Source organism: Ornithinimicrobium cryptoxanthini, assembly GCF_023923205.1.
Lineage (GTDB): Bacteria > Actinomycetota > Actinomycetes > Actinomycetales > Dermatophilaceae > Ornithinicoccus > Ornithinicoccus cryptoxanthini.
Map to the genome: position 1 here is coordinate 1,745,138 of NZ_CP099490.1, position 23,114 is coordinate 1,768,251.

The 23,114-nt window shown below is 62.4% G+C and carries 24 protein-coding genes; 14 read left to right on the forward strand and 10 right to left on the reverse strand.

From position 1 onward, the window contains the following. Nucleotides 1–57 precede the first annotated feature (57 nt). Entirely contained in the window at nt 58–1,185 is a 1,128-nt protein-coding gene (locus NF557_RS08000; RefSeq protein WP_252623504.1) for an MFS transporter, read from the forward strand. Nucleotides 1,186–1,680: 495 nt separating this feature from the next. Here NF557_RS08000 and NF557_RS08005 read toward each other — a convergent pair whose 3' ends face one another. Together NF557_RS08005 and NF557_RS08010 are read right to left on the reverse strand one after the other, a co-directional pair. Then, nucleotides 1,681–2,808 carry an HNH endonuclease family protein gene (locus NF557_RS08005; RefSeq protein WP_252623506.1) on the reverse strand — a complete coding sequence of 376 codons (1,128 nt, stop codon included), beginning with the start codon at nt 2,806–2,808 and terminating at the stop codon, nt 1,681–1,683. Further along, the gene (locus NF557_RS08010; protein ID WP_252623508.1) at nt 2,805–3,908 is read right to left on the reverse strand and encodes an adenine-specific methyltransferase EcoRI family protein; all 1,104 of its coding nucleotides are present in this window, start codon (nt 3,906–3,908) and stop codon (nt 2,805–2,807) included. The genes NF557_RS08005 and NF557_RS08010 overlap by 4 nt, the downstream gene beginning before the upstream one ends. A gap of 621 nt (nt 3,909–4,529) precedes the next feature. On the opposite strand from NF557_RS08010, the gene NF557_RS17555 reads away from it, so the two are divergent. The 3 genes from NF557_RS17555 (at nt 4,530) to NF557_RS08020 (ending at nt 5,939) form a co-directional block, all read left to right on the forward strand. Beyond that, complete coding sequence (locus NF557_RS17555) at nt 4,530–4,655, forward strand: hypothetical protein (RefSeq protein WP_256855759.1); 126 nt, start codon at nt 4,530–4,532, stop codon at nt 4,653–4,655. A 100-nt stretch (nt 4,656–4,755) separates the two neighbouring features. Then, nucleotides 4,756–5,403 (forward strand): hypothetical protein, encoded by a 648-nt coding sequence (locus NF557_RS08015; protein ID WP_252623509.1) that lies wholly within the window; start codon nt 4,756–4,758, stop codon nt 5,401–5,403. A 5-nt stretch (nt 5,404–5,408) separates the two neighbouring features. Next, nucleotides 5,409–5,939: a hypothetical protein gene (locus NF557_RS08020; protein ID WP_252623512.1), complete on the forward strand. Its 531-nt coding sequence runs from the start codon at nt 5,409–5,411 to the stop codon at nt 5,937–5,939. A 201-nt stretch (nt 5,940–6,140) separates the two neighbouring features. Here NF557_RS08020 and NF557_RS08025 read toward each other — a convergent pair whose 3' ends face one another. Next, on the reverse strand, nt 6,141–7,037 hold the full coding sequence (locus NF557_RS08025) for a hypothetical protein (protein WP_252623513.1): 897 nt from the start codon (nt 7,035–7,037) through the stop codon (nt 6,141–6,143). A 257-nt stretch (nt 7,038–7,294) separates the two neighbouring features. Here NF557_RS08025 and NF557_RS08030 point away from each other — a divergent pair, with 257 nt between their 5' ends. Together NF557_RS08030 and NF557_RS08035 are read left to right on the forward strand one after the other, a co-directional pair. Next, nucleotides 7,295–7,651 carry a hypothetical protein gene (locus tag NF557_RS08030; RefSeq protein WP_252623516.1) on the forward strand — a complete coding sequence of 119 codons (357 nt, stop codon included), beginning with the start codon at nt 7,295–7,297 and terminating at the stop codon, nt 7,649–7,651. A gap of 32 nt (nt 7,652–7,683) precedes the next feature. Next, entirely contained in the window at nt 7,684–9,111 is a 1,428-nt protein-coding gene (locus NF557_RS08035; RefSeq protein WP_252623519.1) for a hypothetical protein, read from the forward strand. Nucleotides 9,112–9,385: 274 nt separating this feature from the next. Here NF557_RS08035 and NF557_RS08040 read toward each other — a convergent pair whose 3' ends face one another. The 5 genes from NF557_RS08040 to NF557_RS17565 form a co-directional block, all read right to left on the reverse strand. Beyond that, on the reverse strand, nt 9,386–10,690 hold the full coding sequence (locus NF557_RS08040) for an MFS transporter (protein ID WP_252623521.1): 1,305 nt from the start codon (nt 10,688–10,690) through the stop codon (nt 9,386–9,388). Between the two features lie 192 nt (nt 10,691–10,882). Continuing rightward, a complete protein-coding gene (locus NF557_RS08045) occupies nt 10,883–11,653 on the reverse strand; it encodes a LamB/YcsF family protein (RefSeq protein WP_252623524.1) in 771 nt (256 codons plus the stop codon). Further along, complete coding sequence (locus tag NF557_RS08050; protein ID WP_252624021.1) at nt 11,650–12,795, reverse strand: diaminopropionate ammonia-lyase; 1,146 nt, start codon at nt 12,793–12,795, stop codon at nt 11,650–11,652. The genes NF557_RS08045 and NF557_RS08050 overlap by 4 nt, the downstream gene beginning before the upstream one ends. 243 nt (nt 12,796–13,038) lie before the next feature. Continuing rightward, nucleotides 13,039–13,710, reverse strand: a complete 672-nt coding sequence (locus NF557_RS17560; protein WP_256855766.1) for a transposase — start codon at nt 13,708–13,710, stop codon at nt 13,039–13,041. A 279-nt stretch (nt 13,711–13,989) separates the two neighbouring features. Then, nucleotides 13,990–14,346: a hypothetical protein gene (locus NF557_RS17565; RefSeq protein ID WP_256855762.1), complete on the reverse strand. Its 357-nt coding sequence runs from the start codon at nt 14,344–14,346 to the stop codon at nt 13,990–13,992. A gap of 347 nt (nt 14,347–14,693) precedes the next feature. Here NF557_RS17565 and NF557_RS08060 point away from each other — a divergent pair, with 347 nt between their 5' ends. The 4 genes from NF557_RS08060 (at nt 14,694) to NF557_RS08075 (ending at nt 18,571) form a co-directional block, all read left to right on the forward strand. Further along, a complete protein-coding gene (locus NF557_RS08060; protein ID WP_252623527.1) occupies nt 14,694–15,764 on the forward strand; it encodes an ABC transporter substrate-binding protein in 1,071 nt (356 codons plus the stop codon). Nucleotides 15,765–15,787: 23 nt separating this feature from the next. Continuing rightward, nucleotides 15,788–16,654, forward strand: a complete 867-nt coding sequence (locus NF557_RS08065; protein ID WP_252623530.1) for an ABC transporter permease — start codon at nt 15,788–15,790, stop codon at nt 16,652–16,654. Nucleotides 16,655–16,701: 47 nt separating this feature from the next. Then, a complete protein-coding gene (locus tag NF557_RS08070; RefSeq protein ID WP_252623533.1) occupies nt 16,702–17,466 on the forward strand; it encodes an ABC transporter permease in 765 nt (254 codons plus the stop codon). 76 nt (nt 17,467–17,542) lie between these two features. Next, on the forward strand, nt 17,543–18,571 hold the full coding sequence (locus tag NF557_RS08075) for an ABC transporter ATP-binding protein (RefSeq protein ID WP_252623536.1): 1,029 nt from the start codon (nt 17,543–17,545) through the stop codon (nt 18,569–18,571). On the opposite strand, the gene NF557_RS08080 is transcribed toward NF557_RS08075, so the two are convergent. Beyond that, nucleotides 18,548–19,453 (reverse strand): LysR family transcriptional regulator, encoded by a 906-nt coding sequence (locus tag NF557_RS08080; protein ID WP_252623539.1) that lies wholly within the window; start codon nt 19,451–19,453, stop codon nt 18,548–18,550. The two genes, NF557_RS08075 and NF557_RS08080, sit on opposite strands and share 24 nt — an antisense overlap. A 727-nt stretch (nt 19,454–20,180) precedes the next feature. On the opposite strand from NF557_RS08080, the gene NF557_RS08085 reads away from it, so the two are divergent. From NF557_RS08085 to NF557_RS08095, 3 genes are all read left to right on the forward strand, one after another. Next, entirely contained in the window at nt 20,181–20,318 is a 138-nt protein-coding gene (locus NF557_RS08085) for a hypothetical protein (RefSeq protein WP_252623542.1), read from the forward strand. A 45-nt stretch (nt 20,319–20,363) separates the two neighbouring features. Continuing rightward, the gene (locus NF557_RS08090; RefSeq protein WP_252623545.1) at nt 20,364–20,525 is read left to right on the forward strand and encodes a hypothetical protein; all 162 of its coding nucleotides are present in this window, start codon (nt 20,364–20,366) and stop codon (nt 20,523–20,525) included. A gap of 777 nt (nt 20,526–21,302) precedes the next feature. Continuing rightward, nucleotides 21,303–21,938 carry a hypothetical protein gene (locus NF557_RS08095; RefSeq protein WP_252623548.1) on the forward strand — a complete coding sequence of 212 codons (636 nt, stop codon included), beginning with the start codon at nt 21,303–21,305 and terminating at the stop codon, nt 21,936–21,938. Between the two features lie 315 nt (nt 21,939–22,253). On the opposite strand, the gene NF557_RS08100 is transcribed toward NF557_RS08095, so the two are convergent. After that, nucleotides 22,254–22,721, reverse strand: coding sequence for a nucleotidyltransferase domain-containing protein (locus NF557_RS08100; RefSeq protein WP_252623550.1), 468 nt, complete (start codon nt 22,719–22,721; stop codon nt 22,254–22,256). Between the two features lie 129 nt (nt 22,722–22,850). Here NF557_RS08100 and NF557_RS08105 point away from each other — a divergent pair, with 129 nt between their 5' ends. Further along, complete coding sequence (locus NF557_RS08105; RefSeq protein WP_252623553.1) at nt 22,851–23,063, forward strand: heavy-metal-associated domain-containing protein; 213 nt, start codon at nt 22,851–22,853, stop codon at nt 23,061–23,063. Nucleotides 23,064–23,114 lie beyond the last annotated feature (51 nt).

The following is a 23,114-nucleotide window of genomic DNA, read 5'->3' on the forward strand; positions in this document are numbered from 1 at the left end:
ACGATGGCTGTAGGTCCCCTTTTCACACATAGTTTGTCGAGCTCCGGTATCGCCCTCGTGGAGCAGTATTCGATATCTGTGTCGCAATTTGGGTATTTTGCAGTGGTATTGTTCTCGAGCGCGGGTCTTGCGAGTCTTTTATTGGCTGGTATAGCTGACAGATTGACGGTTGTCCTGCAGTTGATACTGGTTCATGGTGGAACCGCTGTAGCGTTCTTGTTGGTGGCCGTTGGATCGAGGCTCTGGGTCATCTTGTTTGCCGCAGGTGTCGCGGGTGCATGTCAGGCGTTTTCCACACCGATTACGAATCTGATCGTCGCTCGAAGTGTTAGTGCGTCTTTGCGTCCAAGTTGGATAGGCGTTAAGCAGTCTGGCGTGCAGGCTGGGCAGGTGGTTGCGGGTATCGGTTTTCCCGCGCTGTACCTGATCGGTGGTTGGCGTTTCGCCTGTCTCGTCGGGGCGGCCTTCGCTGTGATGCTGCTGGTGTTTGGGATTTTGATTGAGAAGCTCGCAGGGGAGGCGAGGGAAGCGCGCTTTCCGGATCCTGCATCGACAGTGAATGGAACCTCCGACGGCGAAGTAATTTCGGGGTTGGGCTTGGTTTCGCAGACTCTGTTGCTCACAGGGTTCACGTTTATGGTGGGGATTGGGATTCAGTCCACGAATGTATATTTGTCACTGTTCGCGGTAGAACGTCTTGAGATGTCCCTAGTCGCGGGTGGTGTAGCGGTTAGCGTCGCAGGCGGTATTGCTATACTCAGTCGTTTGGCTTTCACGAGAAGCACTTGGGTGCTGCAGCACCGGGTTCAGACGTTGCTGCGTGGTTTAGTAAGTGGTGGTGTCGTAGCCATGGCTGCTCTCATACTCGCGGATGTGTTGCATGCCCCTGTGTTGTTTTGGGTGGGGACGTGCATTCACGGTGCTACTTCTCTAGTTATTATTGTTGTGGTGAATTCCGTAATCGTTCAGAGCAGGTCAGGGAGGGGAATTGGCCTAGCCACAGCAGTAGTGGCTGGGGGTACGTATCTGGGTTTCGCTAGCGGTCCTTTAGTGATGGGCCTTCTGCTGTCTATGTTTGATGGTTTCCTTTGGGCATGGGTTGGTGTCGGGACTGGCTATATTGGGGCTTTTCTAATTCTTCTCGCGTGGGGCTGGTGGGGATCCAGGGTGGCTGGGCGCCCGTGATAATCATTTTGGCTGCTAGGCATGTCTAGTGAGCCGTAGTTGTTTGGCGTGTGATATATTCTCGAACTATTCGTCTTTCCGTTATGTTGTGTCGGCGTGTGAGCTAATTCCTCCTGGTTGCCCGAGGCCCGACATCGACGAGGGCCATTTCGCCGGGGTCAACCAGAGTGACGCGGCGAGGATGAAAGCGCTCGAGCAGGTGGGCGGAGGAGGGTCCCAACCTCACCAAGAGGGAGGTGTCCCTGGCCGTGGCAAAGGGCTTGTATGACTTGGAGTGCCTCCTGGTGACGGGTGGTGGCGATCGGTGATGGTGTCCGAGTCTGTGTCCGACGTCCGTCGCTGGGTAGGCTCCCTCATGCGTTCATTTGTCCTCGGAGACGTGTCACATGGTTGGACTAAGGTCTGTGCCGGTGGTTGGGGGCAACCATGGAGCGTCCTGACGCGGCATGGCACCGCTGTCAGGAGGGCTCCTCTAATAGCGTGCCGCGGGCGCGACTACAGGTCTCCCTTGGACCTGTTGCAGGCGATGCAGAGCATCTGGCAGTTGTCGGGGGTGGTTTTCCCACCATTGGACCAGGGCACGATGTGGTCGGCGTCCATCTTCGACAACTCGAACGTCATTTGGCCGTGAGTGTTGCCGGGGGTCTTGCACTTCTTGCCGTTGGCGCAGCGAGCCTTCTGGCGGGTGAAGGCTCCTCGACGGGCTGCCTTGTCGAACTGGCGCAGGCTGAGGTGCTTCTCGTCACGAGTGAGGACGTAGGGGTAGATACCCTTCTTCGACTTGACCTCGTCGTCGGCCATGAGGTCGTTGATTTCAGTTTCGAGGGCAGCGGTGTCGACGGGGTCCTTGCCGTACTGGTCGTACAGCGGGCCCCAGGCGATGCCCTTCATTTCCGTGCGGTAGCCGACGAAGCAGTCCTCGACCCAGTTCAGGACGTTTCGGAAGTAGGTCCATAGTTTGTTAGCGTTCTGGTCGTGCTGGTGGGTCGCCATGTAGTGCTCGATCTTGCCGTCGCTGATCCACTTCAGCGCGGTCTCCAGGTAGTGCTGGCGGATCGGCGCCCCGGTCAGGTACTTGTCGCCGAGGCCGTAGGCCGCTCCGCCGGTCTTGGAGAAGATCGACTTGGCGTGGGTGAGCCACGGGCCGGTGTAGACCGCGTTGAGGAGTTCCTGGTCGGTGAGCTTCTCGCCGGCGATGTTGATGATGCGGAACCAGTCGAGCTTCTCGGAGTCGGTGCCCTGGCAGAAGTAGACCATGAGCTCGTAGTCGAGGAACTTTTCGCGCTCGTCGGTGGTGAGGTTGTCGAAGCCCTTGCGGTTGCCGTTGAGCAGGACGGAGAAGTCGCCGGCTGCGTACTGGCAGAGCGAGACGGTGCGCTGCTGGCCATCGAGCAGCTCGTACGTCCCGTCCTCGTTGACCACCCAGTAGAAGACGTTGAGCGGGAACCCCTTGAAGATGGTGTCGATGACCGCGTCGCGCTGCTTGTCCTTGTAGACGAACTCGCGCTGGTAGGGCGGGCGAATGTTCAGCTGCCCGCCGTAGCCGAAGACGCCCTCTTCGGCGTGGTCGCGGTAGTTCTCGATTATGTCCCGGATAGGTATCTGGTGCCGATCGATCTTCACGATGCGCCTCCGATTTGCTTGATGATGACACGGTCGAACATGCGCTTGTAGGTGCCATCACTCTGCGCAAGATAGAACCTAGGCCCACCCTTGGTGTAGGTCCCATCGGGCGCGATGTCTTTCATGGGCTGGGCCAAACCGCCGCTGTAGCCGATGATCTCGAACTGATCGGGGTTGTGGCTGTCGAGGAAGGTCGAGGAGACCCCCATCTCACCGTCGTAGTCCCGTGGGATCTGACTGACCGTCCCGACCTCGATGGCCGGATAGTTGACGTACGTCGGGTACTGCTCGGGGGTGTAGCGCTTGAAGAGGGTGAGGTTCTCGTGGCGCTTGGCGATGTCGAGGTTGGTGAACCAAGAGATGTTGCGGAACTTGACGAGGCCGGTCTTGGGGTCAAAGACCCCGCTGGCGAACTTGCGGTCTCGGTAGGCGTCCGGCACTCGGAAGTAGGCGTTCCCGTTCTTGAAGCCGTTCCCGAGCCACATCCGCCCGGATTGGAAGAAGGGCCAGATCGGTTTATAGGTCACAGACAGCTTACTGGCCACGATGACGAACTTCTTGTCGTGCTCCATGAGCTGCCCGATGAACTCCGACAGCAGCGAGAACGGGGGGTTGGTCACGACGATGTCGGACTCATTGAGGAGCTCGACGGACTCTGAGCTGCGGAAGTCTCCGGTGCCCTCCAGCATTGTCATGGTGTTGGCATCGTGCCGCAGGAGCTGCTCGACGTCGAGCAGGTCGATCGCACCGTCGTCGTTGAGGTCGGGCACCTCAGTGATCTCGACCTTGTAAGGCTGCTTCGGATCCGGCGCGTCGCGCAGACCGGCGGTCTCGAAGAGGTCGATTTGGTTCCCGACGATGGGCGACCTGGTGTAGCTGGTGGCGATGAGCTTCTTCAGCCCAAGCGCGTTGAAGTTCATGGCGAAGTACTTGAAGAAGTCACTCTCGTAGGGGTCGTCGCAATTGCAAAAGACGACCTTGTCCTTGAAGTGAGGCTTGTAGTGCCTCAGCTCGTACTCGATGTCCTCGATCCTGCTGTAGTACTCGTCCTTGGGGTCACCAGCCCGCTCGCTGAGTGCCTTGCTGCGTGCCGTCGCCATGCTTCCAGTCCCATCCGCTCGCCTTCGAGGGAGTCTATCGAGCCGGTGCCAGCGCTGACCACAGCCGTCCTGGCTCGGGCGGCGGCTTGCCGTACCCCAGCGGTGGTTGACCATCGGCCGGCAGTAGGTCGAGGCGATCGAGCCGCAGACCGAGCAAGACCAGGAGGACGGCTCACGGCTGCGGCACACAGTGGCGGGCCTGCACCTGGCGCTGGAAGAGTCCCGGATGGAGTTGGGCCGCGCCCAGGCTGCGCTCCTGCGGTCTGCCGCCGCCGTACGGGAGTCGGTCACCTGCCCGATGGGCTGAGGTTCGAGCCCGTGCACGCCAACCTGCTGCACCGCCCGCTTCTCCCAACGGTGTCACGGGTGTCGAGCCAGACCGGCAACGTCCTGTCCTTACCCGACAGCGCATCACGGGCCGCTGGTGAGGGGATGAGGGGCCATCGGGACGTGCCAGGTGACGGCATTGGGCCGGCGCTGTCGATCGCGCGATAAGCGACGGTGAGACCCGGACGCGCGTGCGGCCGCTTTTGGTGCGTAGGTGGGTTCGTGCGGCGGGCCCTGACACAACACCAAGCGAAGGAACGTGACATGACGCAACCATTCACGAACGCTGTCCCGATGGCCGCCCAGCTGCAGGAGGCGCGCATGGCCGTGGCCCGGGTCGGTGAATTGCTGGAGCAGGCGGACGGACAGCTCGAGGTGATTCTGCGATCCGACCTGCAGGCGGTTGACTGCGATGAGTGAGTCCAGCGAGACCGCTGGCGCTGAGTCGGTGCGCGGTGGGTCCGCGGCGTCGAAGGATCCGTTGACGTGGCGGTTTGCCGGGGCCTCTGAGACTCGTTGGTTGCTGTCTCAGACGAAGCACACCCTGGGGCAGGCGCGCGACGGGATCCGGCAGATGAACCAGGCCGTGACACAGGCGTGGTCGTCCGTGGAGGGGATCAACACTCTGCGCGGCAGCCGTGAAGCTGCCAGTTCGGGCGAGGCGCTGCGGGAGCTGGCAGAGGCGTGCGAGAGCGCCGCTCAGAGCGGGCGCAGCATCCATCACCATGTCCGCCAGGGCATCGAGGATGCCCGCACTGCCGTGGTCAAGGTCAGCCGGTTGGAGTCGCCTACCCGGCGGGACGAGGTCGACCGGGACATGTTGGTTACCCGACTGGAACACCTCGACGAGCGGTTGGGTTCGGCCCTGCCGCTGGTGGAGCAGTCCGTGGTCGCTTTGGCTGGCATCGCCGAGCACGCCCGGCAGTCCACGCCCACCCAAGGCCGCGACGCTTCGCTGGCCACGGCCACCCTTGAACACCGCCTGAGGGCTTCGACCGGCGCCGGGGGCGTTCTGCGTGATGAGCTCGCCCGGGCCGAACAGGCCTCCGACCTTGCACGGGCCCAGGCGCTGACCATCTCCCACGGTGTCAGGGTTCGTATGGACGCCGCCCGTGAGCGCGCCCCCGTACCCGGCGGCCCCGGGTCGGCTCCTGGAGTGGGACGGTGAGACAGGTGGCGGCGACGGCCGTTGACCCGCAGGTCCGGGCAGCGGGGAGCCTGCCGGATCTCCAGCAACTCCTGGACGCTGCATATCAGCGGTTCGATGACTGGGCAGAACTGGTCGAGCATCATCCCACGGCTAACACGGGGGTTGTCATCGACCAGGCCGAGGACCTGCGGCGCCTCTTTCGCCAGGCAGCCAACGGCGCCTACAAACTACTCACCGAACTGCGCAGGTCCCAGAAGGTGACGCCTTCCGCAAGTGGGTCCTACCCGCCGGCGATCTTGGCGGTCCTGGCCGCGGCGGCCTCCTTCGACGCCGCGACACAAGCGATCAGCCCGGTGGCCTCCGGGCTACGCCTCGACACGCAACTCCGCTACAAGGTCCCGGCGTCCCTACGGGCCACTGCCCAATTCCTGGCCGCAGCCACCAACGCCCTCACCCAGACACAAGCCTTCCTCGCCCAGGCCGAGAGCGAGGTGACCTCGCAGTCACCGCACCTGCCCGTGGCGCGCACTACCGAACGCACAGGAGGTTGTTGACGAAGGACAGGTCTGGCGAACAGCAGACAAGGGCGGCGCGGGCTGCCCGGGAGGCGCAACGGACCGCACGGACACCTGCGATTCGGCGTGTGCAGGACCTCAACCACACCCAGCGGCTACAGCAGGCGCAACGGATCTAGGAGCAGGAGGACCTCGTCGCCGAGGACGTCGAACGGGCAGGTCGCGACGAGCCGGGGAACGTCAGCGGGCCGTCGTACTGAGCGCGGGGTTTGCTCGCGGGGCCTCGCCCGGGACGACCACCTGCTCACCTTGCATTTCTGGGTGCTGCAGGCGCACTGCCCGGTCCCTGGTGTAGTCGTCGGTGAAGCTCTTGACCAGCAGCTGCGCGTAGACCCTCGCGAGGCCGGTCTGCACCAGGTAGTGGTCACCGATCCGATGACGGGCCCGCGACCAGGACCGGAATGTCCACCAGGTCCACAGCACTACCGCCCAGCAGGCGGTGCTGACGAACATGGCGGGGTCCTGGGTCGCGCCGAGCCAGATCCCCGCGCCGGCATTCATCAGCAGGCAGGTCAGCATGAGCCAACGGGGTATCAAGGCGGAGGCGACGGCCCACATGAGAGCGATGAACGTCAACCAGACCTTCCACGGCGCGAGCAGGACCCTGATCGCCGGGTCGCTGCGGGTCAGGCCGGCACGCATCACACCCACCTCGTGCGCGACAACGGCTGCGGCTGCCCCTGTCGAGAGGTGACCCAGGCGCACGTCCTCGATCAACCCTCGGCTGACCACGATGATCCGTCTCCCGACCGCGGTGACCGCAATTCCACGGCTGGGCCCGACAAGCAACGTCAGGTGTGCTGATTCCACGCCGTGCTCGAGCAGGACCTGCGCGACCGGGCCGAGGGTGTGGCGTTGGTGCAGCCGTGGAGCCCGCGCCCACATGAACACCGCCTGGCACCGTTCTCCTACGGGTGTGCTGGCAGCGATGGCCAGCACCGGCACGATCACCAGCAGGAAGGCCGGCCAGTACTGGCGCGCTACCAGGGCGGCGACGACCAGCCACATCGCCGCGCTCATCACCATCGGCACGATCATCACCCGCGCATAAGCGCGTCGTGCCCGCCCTGCCGTCATCGCTGCCACCTCCACGTGGTCGTTCACCGCCAGTCGTTTGGTCGAGTTTGGGTGGGTGGTTTTGACACCCCCGGCTCTCGCGTCCCCGCTTTAGGGGTCATGACCAGAGTGCCCGAGGCCACCGACAGGCCGCAGCGGTTATCCACAGGCGTTCGCGGCCGCCCGTACGCCCCCAGATCCGCCGCCGGCCAGGACTGCCTTGCCAGGGCGTTGCTAGGCAGGCGGATACCGCCGTCCCTGACCACGAAGGAACTCCCATGATGCCGCTCGACCAGCCGGTTACCACTCCTGCCGCTGCCCAGGTCCTGGTACGAATGCACCAGCTGCTGTGGCAGGCCAGCACCGAGGCCCACCGACGCGCGTGCGCTGCACCCGATCCGCCCGCTGTTGACCTGGCGTTCATCCTGGACCACCTGTGCGCCCAGGTCTATGACCTGGTGCCGGGCGACTACCGCGACGCCCTCCTGGACCGGCCGGCGACGTGCGGGGCCGATCCGGTAGATCTCGCTGCGCAGGCCGAGGGGCTCAGCCGACAGGAACCTGTCAACGACTTCCCGCCCGGGATCTGTCTGGTCGTGGTGCGGTTGATCGACACCGTCCGGGACTTCTCATGACCCGGCGGCCGCCGGCCATCTACCCGCCGAGTGTGGGGGAGCTGATCGAGCGGGGCGAGGTGCTGGCCCGCTCCCTGATGTATGACGCACACCAGCGCGACGGGCGGGCGATGCTGCGCGCCTGGGGCGAGGTTGTCGAGGGGGCCAACGACCTGTGGAGCCGCCTGCCTCAAGCCTCGGACGTTCCTGGGACAGGTAAGCAGGTGATTGACCAACTGGAACGGTCCGCCAGGACGTTGCGCCGCGCAGCTGGCGATGCCCGCGAAGTCGATTCGACGCTGCAGGAGATCGGTCAAGTCTTCACCCAGGCAGCCGAGATGATCGGGCAAAGCGGTGTCGCCGAACGCCGAGAACCCACCCGATGGACCAGCGCACAACTGCGCGACTCTTTCGCCGCGCGCGTCAGCATCATGCACACCCTGTACGTCGCCTCGCACGCGGTCTCTGTGGCCTTGTCCGAGAACGCGCTGGCCGAGCAGCTCGACGCCCGACTGCGGCACCATCGGCGCACGCCAGCGCACGAGTTACGCCATCGAGTCCTCGGGGTTGAGCAGGTCGCCCACTCCTACATCAACGGTCACTACCCGCAGGCGCTGACCGGCAAGCAACGTGAGCCGGTGGACCATGTTCGGATCCCGAGCGCGATCGCAGCCTGGGACGTCTACGCCCAACGGGTCCTCACCCAGGAACCAACAACTCACGCGATGGCCCGGGTGGCCGAGGCGGCGTTCGCGGCGTCGACGCATGCCCACCGCATGTGGCGGGCCGCGGTCCAGGCCGGCCACGTTGACCAGGCGGTGTTCGACTCGCAGATCGCCCCAGCCCTGGAAACCATGATCGAGAAGTGGGGCGAAGCGCACACCCGCTTCAAGCAACTCACGCACCCTCACGAGACGAGTCCGCCGTCTTTGCGGGAGGCAGGCTGGGAACTAGCGGACGCGATGCGAGAGGTGACCACGACTCCTGTGGGTCCCGCCTCGGCGAAAGACATAGGAAATCGTGCCGATATGCCCTCCCTGGTGCGCTCCCTGCACCGCTTCCATGCCACGGTCGCCGGCGTAGGAGCCCTCTTCCACGAAACAGCCCGCCAGGCGCCGCTGGAAGTCGATGCGCGCGCCGCTAACGACATAATCAAGGCAGCCCTCGACACCGACGACGAGCGTCTGTCCCCATCCCGCGACGCCTTCGCGGTGACACCTAGAGATGTACAGCTCAAACGGGCAGTCCCTCTTCCAGACGGAATGCGCGGCCGCCTCGAAAACGCAGGCCACGACGTGGCTACCGCGACCCGCGCGTCACTACGTGCCACCATGGCTGCCAGCGATCGCGGACGAGACGCCATGACCGTCCCGAACAGCTGGACCCATCACGTGGGTTCTGGAAACAAGTTGCCCACCAGCCGGGACCGAGAACAGTCAGCCGCAACGATCAACGTCAGCGTGCCCCACGTACCCAGGTGACATGGGTCCGGTAAGTGTGGCTCTGTGTCAACAGTTCGGGGTAGATTTCGCCTGAATCGTGTACAGATGCGTTCATCGGGTCGAGTGCCCTCAAGGGGCTGTCCCGCCCTTCGGCTCACATCGACTGGCTGTTTTACGCTGATGGTCCCTGCCAGCGATGCCACGTACGACAAGCTAAGCAAACTCAGCCGCACTTGGCGAGACGACGATGAGCCGCAGCGGATGAGCAAGAGCATCACCATCGCTCCCGGCTGCGTCGGTCCTCGGGACCAGCTCAATCCAAGTTCTGATCTTCTGTTGGTTCGGCTGCACCGCCGATGACGCGTCGGGGGCGTCTACGTCCTCCGCCGAAGTAGAACACACTCCTCGGCGGTCGACGAAGTAGATCGCGGCGGAAGCCTGATCGAGCGAGCAAGACAAGCGCCGCGGACACCACGAACAAGACTCCTCCCGCCCTCCAGGCCCACTCGAAGCCGACGCCTTCGACTACGAGTCCCAGCAGCGCCGGACCTGCAGCTCCTCCAACGAACGCGCCAGATTGCACCACCGAGATGGCCTGAGTGGGCGCGTCCCGACCGACCCGGGCCACGGCGAAGAGCATCAGGCCGTGCCAGGACCAGCCGACCCCGAACGCCAAGACGCCGAAGAGAATCACACCCCACAGCTCAGGCACCGCGCCGATCCCGAAGAGGGCGAGCGCCCCTCCGAGCATCATCGTTGCGACGACGGACATGTTACCGCCGAAGCGCCCGTCGGCGCGCAGTCCGCTGAGCACCCGAACCGCCACAGAAGTGCCAGCCCCGCAAGCCATCAGCCATCCAGCTTGCTCAATGGTTAGCCCAGCCTCGTGCGCCCAGATGGCCAGGTAGGCACCGAAGAAGTTGCACGCCATGCTCGCACACCCCACAGCGACCGCGCACAGGGCAAGCGGTCCTAGGGGTGCATGGTCGGAGAGGTCGGAAGTGTGGAGTGAGGGCCTGATCCGCAGCCTCACCGCCTCCTCGCGAGGTTCGCCGGGGGGATGGCGTTGGCGGCGAGTGACCCCCTCCCCAAACGCGTCAACCAGTGCGTACCCGAAGACAAGGATGCCGAGACAGCCGGTGGCCACAAACGTGCTCCGCCAGCCGAGCATCGTCGTAGTCAGGGGCACTGCGAGGCCGCCGAGCATGATGGCGGTTGGCACAGCTGCCTGCTTGATACCGAAGCCGAGCCCGCGCCGGTGCGGCGGCAGCATTGAGGCGACCGTCTTGTTGGACGTCCCCTGGCAGGCGGCGTTCCCCGCGCCCAACACGACCATTGCAAGCGCCAGCCCCGGCAGATCCCGGACGATCAGCGCGACCGCCAGACTCCCGATCGCCACGAGCGCTCCGGAGACCGCCCGGCCGGTCCGTCTGCTCATCCGCTCGAACGTTCCAGTCGACAGCACCGTCACAAGTGCCGCGGCGCCGAAAAACACTGAGACAGCCAGCCCCACTCCAGCCGCGCCGAAGTCTAGGTCGCGCATCACCAAGACTGCCTGGGTTCCCACGAGGAAAGGGGCCAGCGAGCCAAGCACGGTGAGCGCACTGGCTGAGAGCATGAGGCGCCCCATTCCGGGGGGCGCATATGGTGGTGCACCAGCGCTCCGGACTGCTGCGCGCCGGGCAGGGTTTGCGTCCTTAAAATCCATTTGCCGGCCACCTGGGAGGCAGCATCTTACCGACCGGGCTTTCACCAGCGAATCTTGCTGCAGAACTCGCTTCAGGGGGGCGGAACCGCCCGACCGGATCCATCACAATTGGGCGCTGAGCTGAATACCTGCTTTTTGGAGAGCCTTGCGTGTGCGACGGGCGACCTCTACGGCACCAGGAGTGTCCGAGTGGACGAGAAGCGCCTGCGCACTGATTGGGAACTCTTCACCCGACTGCGCAGTGATGCGGCCATGCGTCACCATGCGGACAGCCCGCTGCGCAGCTTCATCGGGGTCGGTTACGAGCGCATTGGGCTGCGTGCGGGGGAGCAGAAGTCCGTCCGCGGTGTAGGCACGGTCTACGAACGCCTCTGCTACAACGCGTATCCCCGACTCTTGAGCGATCGTCCACGTCGCCGTTCCGTCCTGACACAGGATCGGTAAACTGGGGTCGAATAGTCGAGTCGCTTCTACGATTGCTCGAGCGTGCCCCTTGTGGGTGGCCGCCGCATTGTAGAGGGCCCCATGCGCCCGTACATAGGAGACTGAGGATCCCGCTAGTCGGGCAAAGATGTCAAGGGCGCCCATCTGGTACAGCAAGTCGTCGATAAGTTCGTCCACATCGGCGTCGACGAAGCGTCGTCCGAAGCCAGCGAGATCGCGGTAGCTGACCTGTGCCCCGATCGCGACCGCATTCTCCGCAGCCATCTCGCATGTGGCACGCATTATGCGAGGATCCCCCCCATGGAACCCGCAGGCGACGTTCGCAGCCGTCACAATCTTCATAAGTGCTTCGTCGTCACCAAGGCGCCAGATACCGAATCCTTCACCAATATCCGTCGTCAGGGCAACGCGTCTTACATCCTCGCTCATTTGTCCTCCTCCAGTAGCCCGCCATCTGGCAAGGGATTAGCCGACCGCGACTCAGTACTTAGAAGTATGACCGAGGTTTCCGGGTCGAGTTTCAGCGCATCACGCATGGGTTCGTCTGCGGCAGCGACGCGGAGTCCGGCCAGCGTCGCCGCACCACAGGGCCCGGAATCAACCCCAGCGCGGGCTAGGTCGTGAACTGCACCTGCAACCTCGACATCATTGACTGTGACAGAAGCAGAGAGTCCGTCCCTCAGCCAGGGCCAAGCATCGTAGGAAATCGTGCCGCAATTCAGACCTGCCATAATCGTGGGGCGGGTCGCTACCGACACAATGGCTCCCGCCAGCAATGACGTCGTCACCGAGGGCGCCACGTCTGGCTCGACGCCGAGGACGGACACCTGTGTTTGGCTGGCCGCGAATTGAAGAGCCGCCATCGCAAGTGAACCCACACCGATGGGAACGACCAGAAGCAGCGGTTGCGTTCTGTCGGCCTGCTCGAGGAGTTCATCGAACAGTGTCGTATAGCCATTCACGATGAGCTCAGGTACGTCGTGATACCCCGGCCACGAGGTATCCTGCACCAGCAGGACGTTGGGCGTCGAGGCGGCAAAGCTACGAGCGACCTCAACCGCCTCGTCATAGTCGCCTGGCAAGATTTGGAGTGTGGCCCCCTCATCAATGATCGCCTGTTGCGCAGTCTTTGAAACAGAGGAGGGGACGAATACCTTGGCATCAATCCCCAGCCACTGCGCCGCGCGGGCAACCGCGCGGCCATGATTGCCGTCCGTAGCTGTGCTGAGCGTAGGCGTTGCCGCCTCTCCAACTCGAGAGAGAGCCGTTCGGAGCGACTCTGCCGTGAGGGCAGGTTCCTCCCCGTACTCGCGTAGGAAGCGCTGAACCGTTACCGCTGTAGCGTAGGACGCCCCAAGGATCTTGAAGGACGGGAGCCCGAAGCGGCCTACCTCCGACTTGACCAAAAGTCGGCCGATTTCTACCGAGGACGCGAGGTGAGGCAGCGTAATCAACGGGGTCGGTACGTAATCCGGCAAGCTACGGTGAAAGGCACGAGCATTAGCAGCCCAAGCCACGTCGCCTCGCAACCTCGGATGGCCAATGTAAGTCAATCGTTCCACGAGCCCCATCGTGGTCGTCAGAACTGGCTGGGTCCAGTAGGGAATCCTGAACTGCACTCGGCAGCAATCGCACCGGATCACCAGATCTGCGGGTGGCTGTCAAATAATCCGGTCCCCAGAAGGTACAGCAGACGACGCACACCCGCGTGCCGCCGACACAGGTGCCGGGGAGCCTGGACCTGATCAGGGTCTGCGATATCCTTCCCCCGTCAGACCGTCGGACGTGGTCAACCACCCGGGTAATGGGGCTCTTCACAATCGAGGGTGTAGTTGGGGTCTGATTCCGCCGGTCTTGAGTAGTGCTCGGGCGATGTAGTGGGTGAGGTTGCGGAAACCGAGGGCCAGGCCGCGGAGGTGCTCGAATCGACCGTTGATGGCCTCGCTGGGGCCGTTGCTGGTGCGGGGCCGTTCGAAGTAGGACAAGACGTCGCAGACGCGCCGGGCCAGGGTGCGGCCGAGCTTGCGCAGCTCGACCAGCTGGGCGGGTACGGTCTTGTTGCTGAGGGCCTCGATGACCGAGGCCATCTCCGCCCGCCCGGCGCCACGGTCGCGGTCACGGTAGGCGGCGATCATGCGCTGGTAGATGCCCCAGATGCACTCCACCTCCTCGTGCTGCGGTCGGGTGAAGAGGGTCTCGATCCCCTCGGGCTGGCCGTCGGTGAGCAGGTTGGCACCGGTGTGCAGGGTCCTTCGCGCCGAGTAGAGCGGGTCGCCCTTGCGGCCACGGTGGCCGTGCAGTTCCTGCTGCACCCGGCGCCGGCACTCGTCCAGGGCCTCCCCGGCGAGGCGGACGACGTGGAAGGGATCCACGACCGCCACGGCTCCGGGCAACTCCTCGGTGGTGGCCGTCTTGAAGCCGGAGAACCCGTCCATGGCCACGACCTCGATCCTCTCGCGCCAGGCCAGACACGCTGCGCGAGCCAGTCCTTGAACGCCTTCTTGCTGCGGCCTTCGACCATGTCCAGCAGCCGGGCAGGGCCGGTCCCCTCACGGACGGGGGTGAGGTCGATGATGACGGTGACGAACTTGTCGCCCTGCGGGTGTGCCGCCAGGCGTGCTCGTCCACGCCCAGGACACGGACGCCGTCCAGACGGGCAGGGTCATCGATCAGGACACGTCGACCTTCGGCCAAGACCGCGTCGTTGGCGGTGTTCCACGCCACGCCGAGCCCTTCGGCGACGCGCGCCATGGACAGGTGCTGGGTCACGATGCCGACAAGGCCCCACCGCAGCCCCGCACGGAGATCTTCGCCCGTGGCGCGGCCGCGGCGGTCGTGTCCTGGCGCCACACGTGCGAGCACTCGATGCTGCGGTAGCGGCGGACGGTGACCAGCAAGGTCGTGGGTCGCCACCCGAACGGCTCGTGCGCCAACTCCCGAGTCGCCGTGTCCCTCGGGACGCCCTGGCAGCCGCACCGCCGGCACCAGTCGTCCGGCTCCACGACCCGGCACGCGAGCTCCGCGCGATCCGGCTCCACGAGCTGGGCGGTGACTCCGAGTCCCAGGCCGTCGAGGCGTGTGAAGGTGGTCAGGTCGGGGCGCGTGAAGGTAGCGTCGGGCACGTCGAGGTCGTTTCGGATGGCTGGCGTAGGAACCTACATCTTCGGAAGGCCTCGACACCTACCCCGGCAACGACGCGCCAGCGACCTCTACACCGTCATCTGCGAAGAGCCGGTAATGCTGCACCCTCCGTGATCGGCTCGTTCCAGCTCCCACTGTCAACTATCCCCAACTGACGGCCTGGTGTACCGGTGTGCCGGCGGCGCGTCTGCACGTCCAATCGCACACAGTCCCTACCGAATACTGGGCAGAATCCGTACGTTGACGCTGACTGTCACCCCTGCTTGACTCGAGTTTGTCCTCGCATGACTCATCCGCGAGACATGCGACCCGGAGATGGGAGAGTGGCATGAAACCACTGCACACTCGGTGGGCGGCCCTACTAGCGGCTGCACCTCTGTTGATCGTGGCCGGCTGCGGCTCCTCCGCCGACGAGGGAGGGGACTCTCCAGGAGCACAAGAAGCGAGCGCTGATGACCTCGTCGTCGCAGCGGGGGGCGGCGATTACCGAGACTTCCAAGAGGACTTCAATGTTCCAGCGATGACTGACCAATGTTCCAGTTCTATCGTGTGGGACTACACCGAGGACGATGTGAAGATCACCACCGTCCGCACCCAGGGCGAGGCAGCAGGAACCCTCGACGTGGTGGAACTCCCTGACACCCGGATGCAACAGCTTGTCAATGACGGACTCATGCTTCCTTTAACTGAGGATGAGGTCCCAAACATATCCATTATTCGTGAAGGTCTCACGAGCGAGTATTGGATTCCACACATCTATTCGGCCAGCGTCATCATCTATAATGAGGATAAGGTTCCTGACGCATCTAGTTACAACATTCTATGGGATGACCAATACAGTGGGAAAATCGGAGTGCTTTCGACTCAATGGAGCAACTTCTTCTATGCGGCTACCGCGGTATCCCCTGATGCGTCAAATAGCAGCGACTGGGGTGCTGGATGGGAAAAACTCAAGGAGCTGTCTGACGATGTCGTCGTCTTCGCTTCACAGGAGGAAATGGGGCAAGCGCTAATGTCAGGGCAAATATGGCTCACCGTGAACTGGAAAGCGCGCGCTCTTCAATGGAACGACATGGGAGCCGTGCCCCTCGGAGCCTCCGTGCCCGAAGAAGGCACATTCCCAGTGGTCTTCGCCGCCGGCGTCCCGGCCAACGCTCCGAATCCTGAATGTGCATTTGACTATTTGAACGGGCTACTCGACCCAGAGGGCCAGACCCAGTTCGCTGAAAATATGGGGTACGCCCCCACCGTTACCGAAACAACGCTCGGCGACGAACGCGCCGAAGCTGTGGATTTCACACCTGACGAGCAGTCGAGGATTCAGCCGCTAGACATTTCCTACATTGCTGAGAATGACGCGGACTGGGGAGATCTGTGGCAGCAAGAGTTCATCAATTGAGCTGCTGAAGGAATAGTTGACATATGAACCTGAGTCCCAGGTCGACCAGATTGCTGGCAGCAATACCGATCCTTGTAGTTGGACTCGGACTCCTAGTTCCCTTGGCATTCTTCCTTCGTTTTGCTTTTGCTGAGAGCGCTGGTGCTGGAGTCCCAACGAGTGGCTTCACCCTTTCCAACTTCGGGGAACTCTTTACCCGCGACTACTACCGGGATACCCTGACTCGCACATTCGCAATCGGCATCGGTTCAACCCTGTTCACCTTGGTCCTCGGCCTGGCAGTTGCACAACTCATCGTGTCAGTGGGTCCGCGCTTGAAAGCGGCTCTCATCATCATGACCGTCTTCCCAATGTTCGTGGGCACCGTTGTCAGGGCCGTTGGATGGCTCGCTCTTTTCGGGTACGACGGTGTTCTTAACGCCCTCCTCCTCGGAGCGGGGCTCATAGATACACCGATGATGGTCCTCAAGACCCCTGCGGCTGTAGCAGTGGCCATCACCTCGGTCGAACTTCCCATTATGGTCCTCACCCTATACTCGGGTCTGCAGCTCATCGGGACCGAAACCACTCTTGCGGCACAATCGCTTGGGGCGAAGCCCATTAGGGCCTTTATAGAGGTCACCCTTCCTCAGATGGGCCCGGCACTCGTCACAGGTGGATCGCTTGTTCTCGTGGATTCCGTTAACGCATACGCAACCCCGGTCCTAGTGGGCGGATCTCAGGTTCCAATGATCGCGCCCGAGATATACGACTCCGTGACACGAACAAATGACTGGGCATTGGCAGGCGCCTTCGCAGGGGTAACCATGGTCATTAGCCTTGCGCTGATAGGCATCTATTCCGCGATCATGCTGCGCTCGCAGCGCCGTTGGCGGGAGGTAGCACAATGAAACGGTCACCTACCCTTTCGGTGATCGCATGGCTATCCGTCATATTCATGTTGGCTCCAGTCGTTCTGGTGATGTATTTAGCCTTTGTCGACGACAACTTTGTGACGGTGCAACCCAGCGGCTACTCGATCAAATGGTTTCGCGAAGTTCTCAGCCGTGGTCAAATGGTGGACGGCCTTATATACTCAACCCAGATATCAGCTGTGGCAACCCTCTTGTCCGTTGCATTGGGTTTGCCCGCGGGGATCAGTTTAGCCCGATCGCGGATGCGGGGTCGTCGCATACTAGAAAGCATGTTCATTCTTCCTGTGGTTATTCCGGCCATCGTGGTGGGAGTTACGCTCTATATATCTCTATATCAGGTAGGTGGCACCTTAGGATTTCAGCTGGCTCCTAGTTTTGGGTCCCTGGTGCTCGCTCATATTCTAATCACGTTTCCCTGGACATTCAGACTCGTCTACGCTGGTATGCTCAGTATCGACCCAAAGGTTGAGCGAGCCTCGATCGACTTGGGCGCTAATCAATTCCAGACCACGCTTCGCGTTATATTGCCCCTCCTGCGTCCGGCAACCATAGGTGCAGCGACTCTAGCATTTGTGTTCTCCTTTTCGAACTTGGAGGTCAGTTTGTTCCTCGTCGATTCCGGGAACAGCACCCTGCCTGTTGCCATGACCCAGTACGCCAAATTTCGCGTCGATCCATCAATCGCCGCCATCTCTACAATTCAAATTGCCCTGGCAGGAGTGCTGTTGATTGTAGCCAATCGGGTCCTAGACTTTGGCACCACCTTCTCCGGAGGCAGTAAGGGATGACGAATCAATCGGAAGGAAATGTCTCGTGAGCTCGCTATCATTACGCGGCGTCCACCGTGCCTACGGACCCAAAGTCGTGCTGGATTCGTTTGACCTCGACGTGGCAGATGGCGAGTTCCTCAGCCTACTTGGTCCGAGTGGTTGTGGCAAAACGACCACGTTGGGGATAATCGCCGGCTTTGTATCCGCAGACGCGGGAACGGTGCAGATTGATAACATAGATGTAACCCACATGGCAGCGAATAGGAGAGATTCCGCCATGGTCTTCCAGAACTATGCTCTCTTTCCGCATTTGACGGTAGCTGCCAATATTGGCTACGGGCTACGGGTACGAAAACTTGCAAAGTCAGCTATTTCAGAACGAGTCGCCGAGTGTGTCCAATTGATGGGCATTCCTGAACTTGTTGACAGGTATCCGGGTCAGCTCTCAGGCGGGCAGCAACAGCGTGTAGCTGTCGCACGCGCGCTGGCAGTACGTCCGGGGGTGCTCCTGATGGATGAACCTTTGTCGAACCTGGACGCCCGACTTCGTGCTGATATTCGCAGCGAACTCCGTTCCATTCAACTTGATCTTGGTCTCACAGTGGTGTTCGTCACCCATGATCAGGAGGAAGCTCTGACAATGTCCGACCGTATTGTTCTTATGAATCGCGGGAAGGTTGAACAGGTGGGCGCCCCAGAGTCTGTGTACGAAGCGCCACGAACAACGTTCGTGGCGGACTTCCTGGGGGTACGGAATATTATGAAGGGCAAGGGCGACGGATCAATATGGCGTAGTGAGAAGGGCATTGAGTTCAAAACAGATATTAAGTCTCCAAACGTCGGTGTTCGCCCATCAAAGATTGGCCTGCTGAGTGGGCATTCGGGGTCGCCAGATCAGCATGCATCCAGCATTCGAGGCCAGGTGACTTCGGCTTCCTATCAGGGAGATACAGTAAGTTACGAGGTACAGACGAGCGCCGGGCTGTTCCGTGCGGGCGGTTCCGCCGCAGGGAACGTATTTGGTCGGGACCAAGATGTGCGCCTTGTAATCGATCCGGCGAATCTGCTACCTCTAGAGGCAAGCGTTGGAGGAGATCTTCTAGAAGGAGATGTCCCTGCCTGAGTGATGTTGACTCAACGCTCTAATCTCTTCGACTGTTGTGACGACTGCGGGATAGTGAATGGATTGTGCCCTAGTTATTACCTTGACTCGTCGAAAGGGGCTATCTAGGGTGAGTAGTGTTACGTTGTCGAGCGCGGTGCACGCCTTGATAAGCGCTGGAAGAAAACCAACCGCGTGGCCGGACTTGATTAGTGCAACATGAGTCAACAGGTCGTTGGTCTGATAGCGGACTCTGGGCTCAAACCCTGCCTCGCGACATCTGCTAACTGCCCATCTGCGGGAAAGTGAGTCGTCAGGCTCCATCACCCATGGCATTGCCGCGGTGTCAGCTATCTCAGTGACAGTCCCCGTCATGTTTTTTGGTATGGCTAAGTAGAGGGGGTCTTTCATCACTGCTAAAGTCCTCAGGTCTCGCGTCGTAGCGGGCTGGTGGTCGCCGTAGCCTTCGGCTATCGCTACGTCAAATTCGTGATTCAGAAGCGCGGGGAGAGCCGCTTCAGGTTCGAGTTGGGATGCGATAACTTCGATTTGCTGTTCAGCTAGGTTTCTTATCAGGTTGGGCAAAATAGCTATATTGAATGTTTGAAAGGCCGCGATCTTTACCTGTCCTGTGGCTTTCGTCTGGACCTCTGCCAGCGCCGCCTCGGTTCGTTCGGCCTGTTCGAGCATGATTACGGCGTTGTCGCATAGGATTTCGCCTGCTCGAGTCAACCGAACACGGCGCCCGACACGTTCGAGGAGCGTGACGCCTGTTTCGTCCTCGAGTGTGGCCAGTTGCTGGGAGACCCCTGAGGGGCTGTAATGGAGAGCCTGGCCAACAGCGGCGATGGTCCCCAGGCGGCGCAGTTCGACGAGGAGTTGCAACCGGCGCAGATTGAGCATTCTGGAAATTTATCATTGCTCGCTGAATCTCCCTGTCCGAGGGCGGATGCTGCTTCAGGGCAGACCAGACATCAGAGTTTTGCCCCCATCTCATACCCAGGGCGTTCAGCTCAGCCGAATGCGTGGCAGGCCCGGACGAGGCAGGGTCCGGCGATGGCTGCTCGGCCGTCAGAGTGGGCGCCGTCGTGCTGGGTCGAGCCCAGTACTGGGTGAGTCGCACCCCGGGGGCATGGAAGGTGTCCACGACTGTATCGACCGGGGTGGCGATGTCCGCCAGGTCTGGAATGATCTGGGACTGGTTGTTCCCGCCGGGGCAAGTAGGACCCGCCCTGTGCCCCGGGTGCGAAATGTTCGAGACGGGTCGCGGCTCTGAGCGTCGGCGCGGATACCAAACTGCTGTGTCGGTGCATACCAATGCGCATACCACTTGACTAGGAACGTGCGGGAAGTTGCCGGAACTCACGGGTACGATCGCTGGTGTTCATATCCATCTCCAGCGCCCCACAGGAGACAAACATGCAGGTCACAGTATTGGGCAGGTCTCGCTGCCGAAACGTGACCGCAGGCTTCACACGCGAGAGGTCAGGGGTTCGAGTCCCTTCACGTCCACTAATAGTAAATGGCCCTTGACCAGCGGAAACGCCAGTCAGGGGCCTTCGTCATCCCGGGCGCGTGTCCATAGCGTGTCCAACGGTCCGGCCCCGCGATCCGCAGGAGGGCATGACCAATGACCACCACACCGAACTCTTGGCTCCACCTCGCCGGGTGCACCCTGCACCCCGAGCACCGCGGCCCGTGCATCCTCGCGCGCCCGTTCCGTATCCGGCCAGAGGGCGGGCGCGAGTATGTGGGGGAGGGCCAGTGAGCGCCCTGCCCGGTCCCGACATCGCGGCAGGCAGCCGAGCAGTACGTGAGCAGCTGCCTGGGTGAGTACGCGCCCGAGCACGACGTGCCGGCGATCACTGACGCGCTCTATGACCTCGCGGGGTCGTGGGACGTGCGCCAGGTCGCCCCGGAGGACTTCTGGCAGGTCGTCAAGGCGCACGCGCTCGACAGCAGCGCAGGTCAGTAAGTGTCCGCCCTACGTGATGGGGGACGCCGAACGCGGGCCAGGTCCAGGGTCACCGCAGCAGCGTCCGCCCCACGTGATGGGGGACGCCGCCCAGCTGAGCTACTGGCCCCGGTGCAGGTCAGAGTCCGCCCCGCGTGATGGGGACGGGGCGTCCCACCTCTGCGAGGACTGTGGCCGGGCCACGTCCGCCCCGCGTGATGGGGACGGGGCGCGACGATGAGCACTAGCGGCGGGGCATCGGTGTTGGCCGGTGCGGTGCGCGCCCTACTCGCGGAACGTCTGTTGTCTCCCGAGGTCGTGGCAGCAGAACTAGAGATGCCCGAGGATGCCGCACCGTCTCGAGCGCCACCCAAACTGTTGACAGTTCGGTCTCGAGACTCTAACGTGCGGTCCACAGCCACCCATCCGGGGGGCGTCCAGATGGGACTCAATCATAGCAACCATCACTGCTGGACGGATCGGTACCTCAGCGTTGCTCGCGACTGCACTCCTCGCCACCGCGGCACTTTCGGCCGAGGCGTACACTGCCGCTGGCACAGGGATCAACTGCGCTGACGGTGACTGGGCCGCCGTCGGAGGGCGGACCGAAGGCACCGTGAATGCCCAGAATCGGAGGGCGTACCTGATTGACGGCCGTCAGATCGCCTATATCGTGCCGGTTCAGTACAGCGGGGTGACCTTCTGGGTGAAGACTTCCTGGGAGGACATTGCGGATTCCTCCTCGTACGGGAACATCGCGGCCTACTGGGCGGCATCCGACTGCTTCGACTGATGGCCATGAGAAGTCATCGCGCCGCCTGGCCGGCGGCGCTCCTTTTGCTTCTGGCGTCGACCGCTTGCGCGAGCAGTACTGAGGAGCCCTCGGTTGGCGCTTCATCTCCGGTTGTCGTCGAAGGTGCCGCGCCCAACGGCGACCTCGCGACGCAGCTCGGTATCGCCGACCCTCCGGAGGTGGAGGTAGTTCGCGAGACAACGCCCGCCGATCACCATGAGGCCCTCGCGGCGTGCCTGCAGGATGCCGGCTGGAGCGCCAAACTGCTGCCAGACGGAACGATCGAAGTCGGACCGTTTAGTCCCGAGCAGGAGGCTGCCTACAACCGCGCCTACTACGTCTGTGCGATGCAGTATCCCATGGCCGAGATCTACACGGCGGAACTTACTCAGGCACAGCGCGGCATCGTCTACGAGCACCTTCGCGACGAGTTCGTTCCCTGTGTCGATGAGTTGGGCATTGAGCTGGGTGCGCTGCCGAGCCTGGAAGCCTATCGGGCTGATCCGGGGAAAGACTGGATGGGTGACGTTACCCCGCAGCTCAAGCTGGCGCTCGCGGATGGGCGGCTCGCCTATCCCAACGAATGGTTGGTCATCTGCCCGCCGAGTCCGCCGACCGAAGTCCTGTACGGGACCGGGTAGGGGACTGGGTAGTCCGTCGCGGTTCTCCGCCCACTTTCACGAGGTGTGTCCCCTCGGCTTGCATGACTCGGCGGGCCTCCTGGTGACGGGTGCTGGCCCCTTGGTGCCGGCCATGCTCCTGTTCCTGTGGCGCATCACCGCCCCACAGCGACTCTGGGTCGCGAGAAAGAGCCTCGATGCCGGCGGAGAGCCGCATGCAGGTGGCGTCGACTGTCAACTGGTCATCTAGGTCTGCCGTGGCGTGCCGTTGGGCCAACTCTAGGTGCCCGAGCGCCTCGCCCAGGATCTCGCGCGTCGATCTCGTCGACCGGTACGTCATAAGGGCAACGCCTCGGCCAGCACCCGTTCACGAAGGTCCGGGCGCACCACGCTCTCCGGGATGAGGTCGACGTCAGCTCCCACGACTTTGGCCACCTGCTGCTCGAGTTCACCCAGTTCCATGAGACTCATGGGAGAGGACATCGTGAAGACCAAGTCGACGTCCGAGCCGGGTCTCTCCGCGCCTGTTGCTACAGAACCGAAAATTCTGACGTTCGTGCCGCCAGCTGACCTGATCAAGGCAAGGATCTGTGACCGCGCGGACCTGACCTTCTGACCTAGAGGACCTGTGCCGTGAAAGCGCAGCAGGCGGGACACCTCGGGCTGGCTACGACCGATCGCGGCCCCGATCTGCTCTTGAGTCATGCCCTCCGCTGCCGCCTGCCGTACTGCGGCGACCAACCGGGCACGCGCGTCGCGGACCGCCTTGTCCGCCTCGTGGGAGACCGATTCTAAGGTCGACATGCAAGTCAGTATAGCACTTGCTATGCCTCTCTGCTCTCGATTCTTTAGGGCGCCCGCCTGCGTCAAACGCTTGATTTGATACCCCATACGGGTATACGGTGGCTGCACGCCACAGAAGAGGACACCACGATGAACAACATTCAGACTTATGCGGTGACCGGAATGACTTGCAGGCACTGTGAGTCCGCTGTGCGTGGGGAGGTCTCCCAGATCCCTGGCCTGGAGCAGATCGCTGTCAGCGCCTCGACCGGGTCGCTTGAGATCACCGTCGGCAGCCCTGTTGACGACGCTGCGGTGCTCGCTGCGGTAGATGAGGCTGGATACCAGGCAGCGCGGAACTAACCATGCGTGCGGTCGCCGGTGCCGAATTTCACCATGTGCACCTGCAACGCG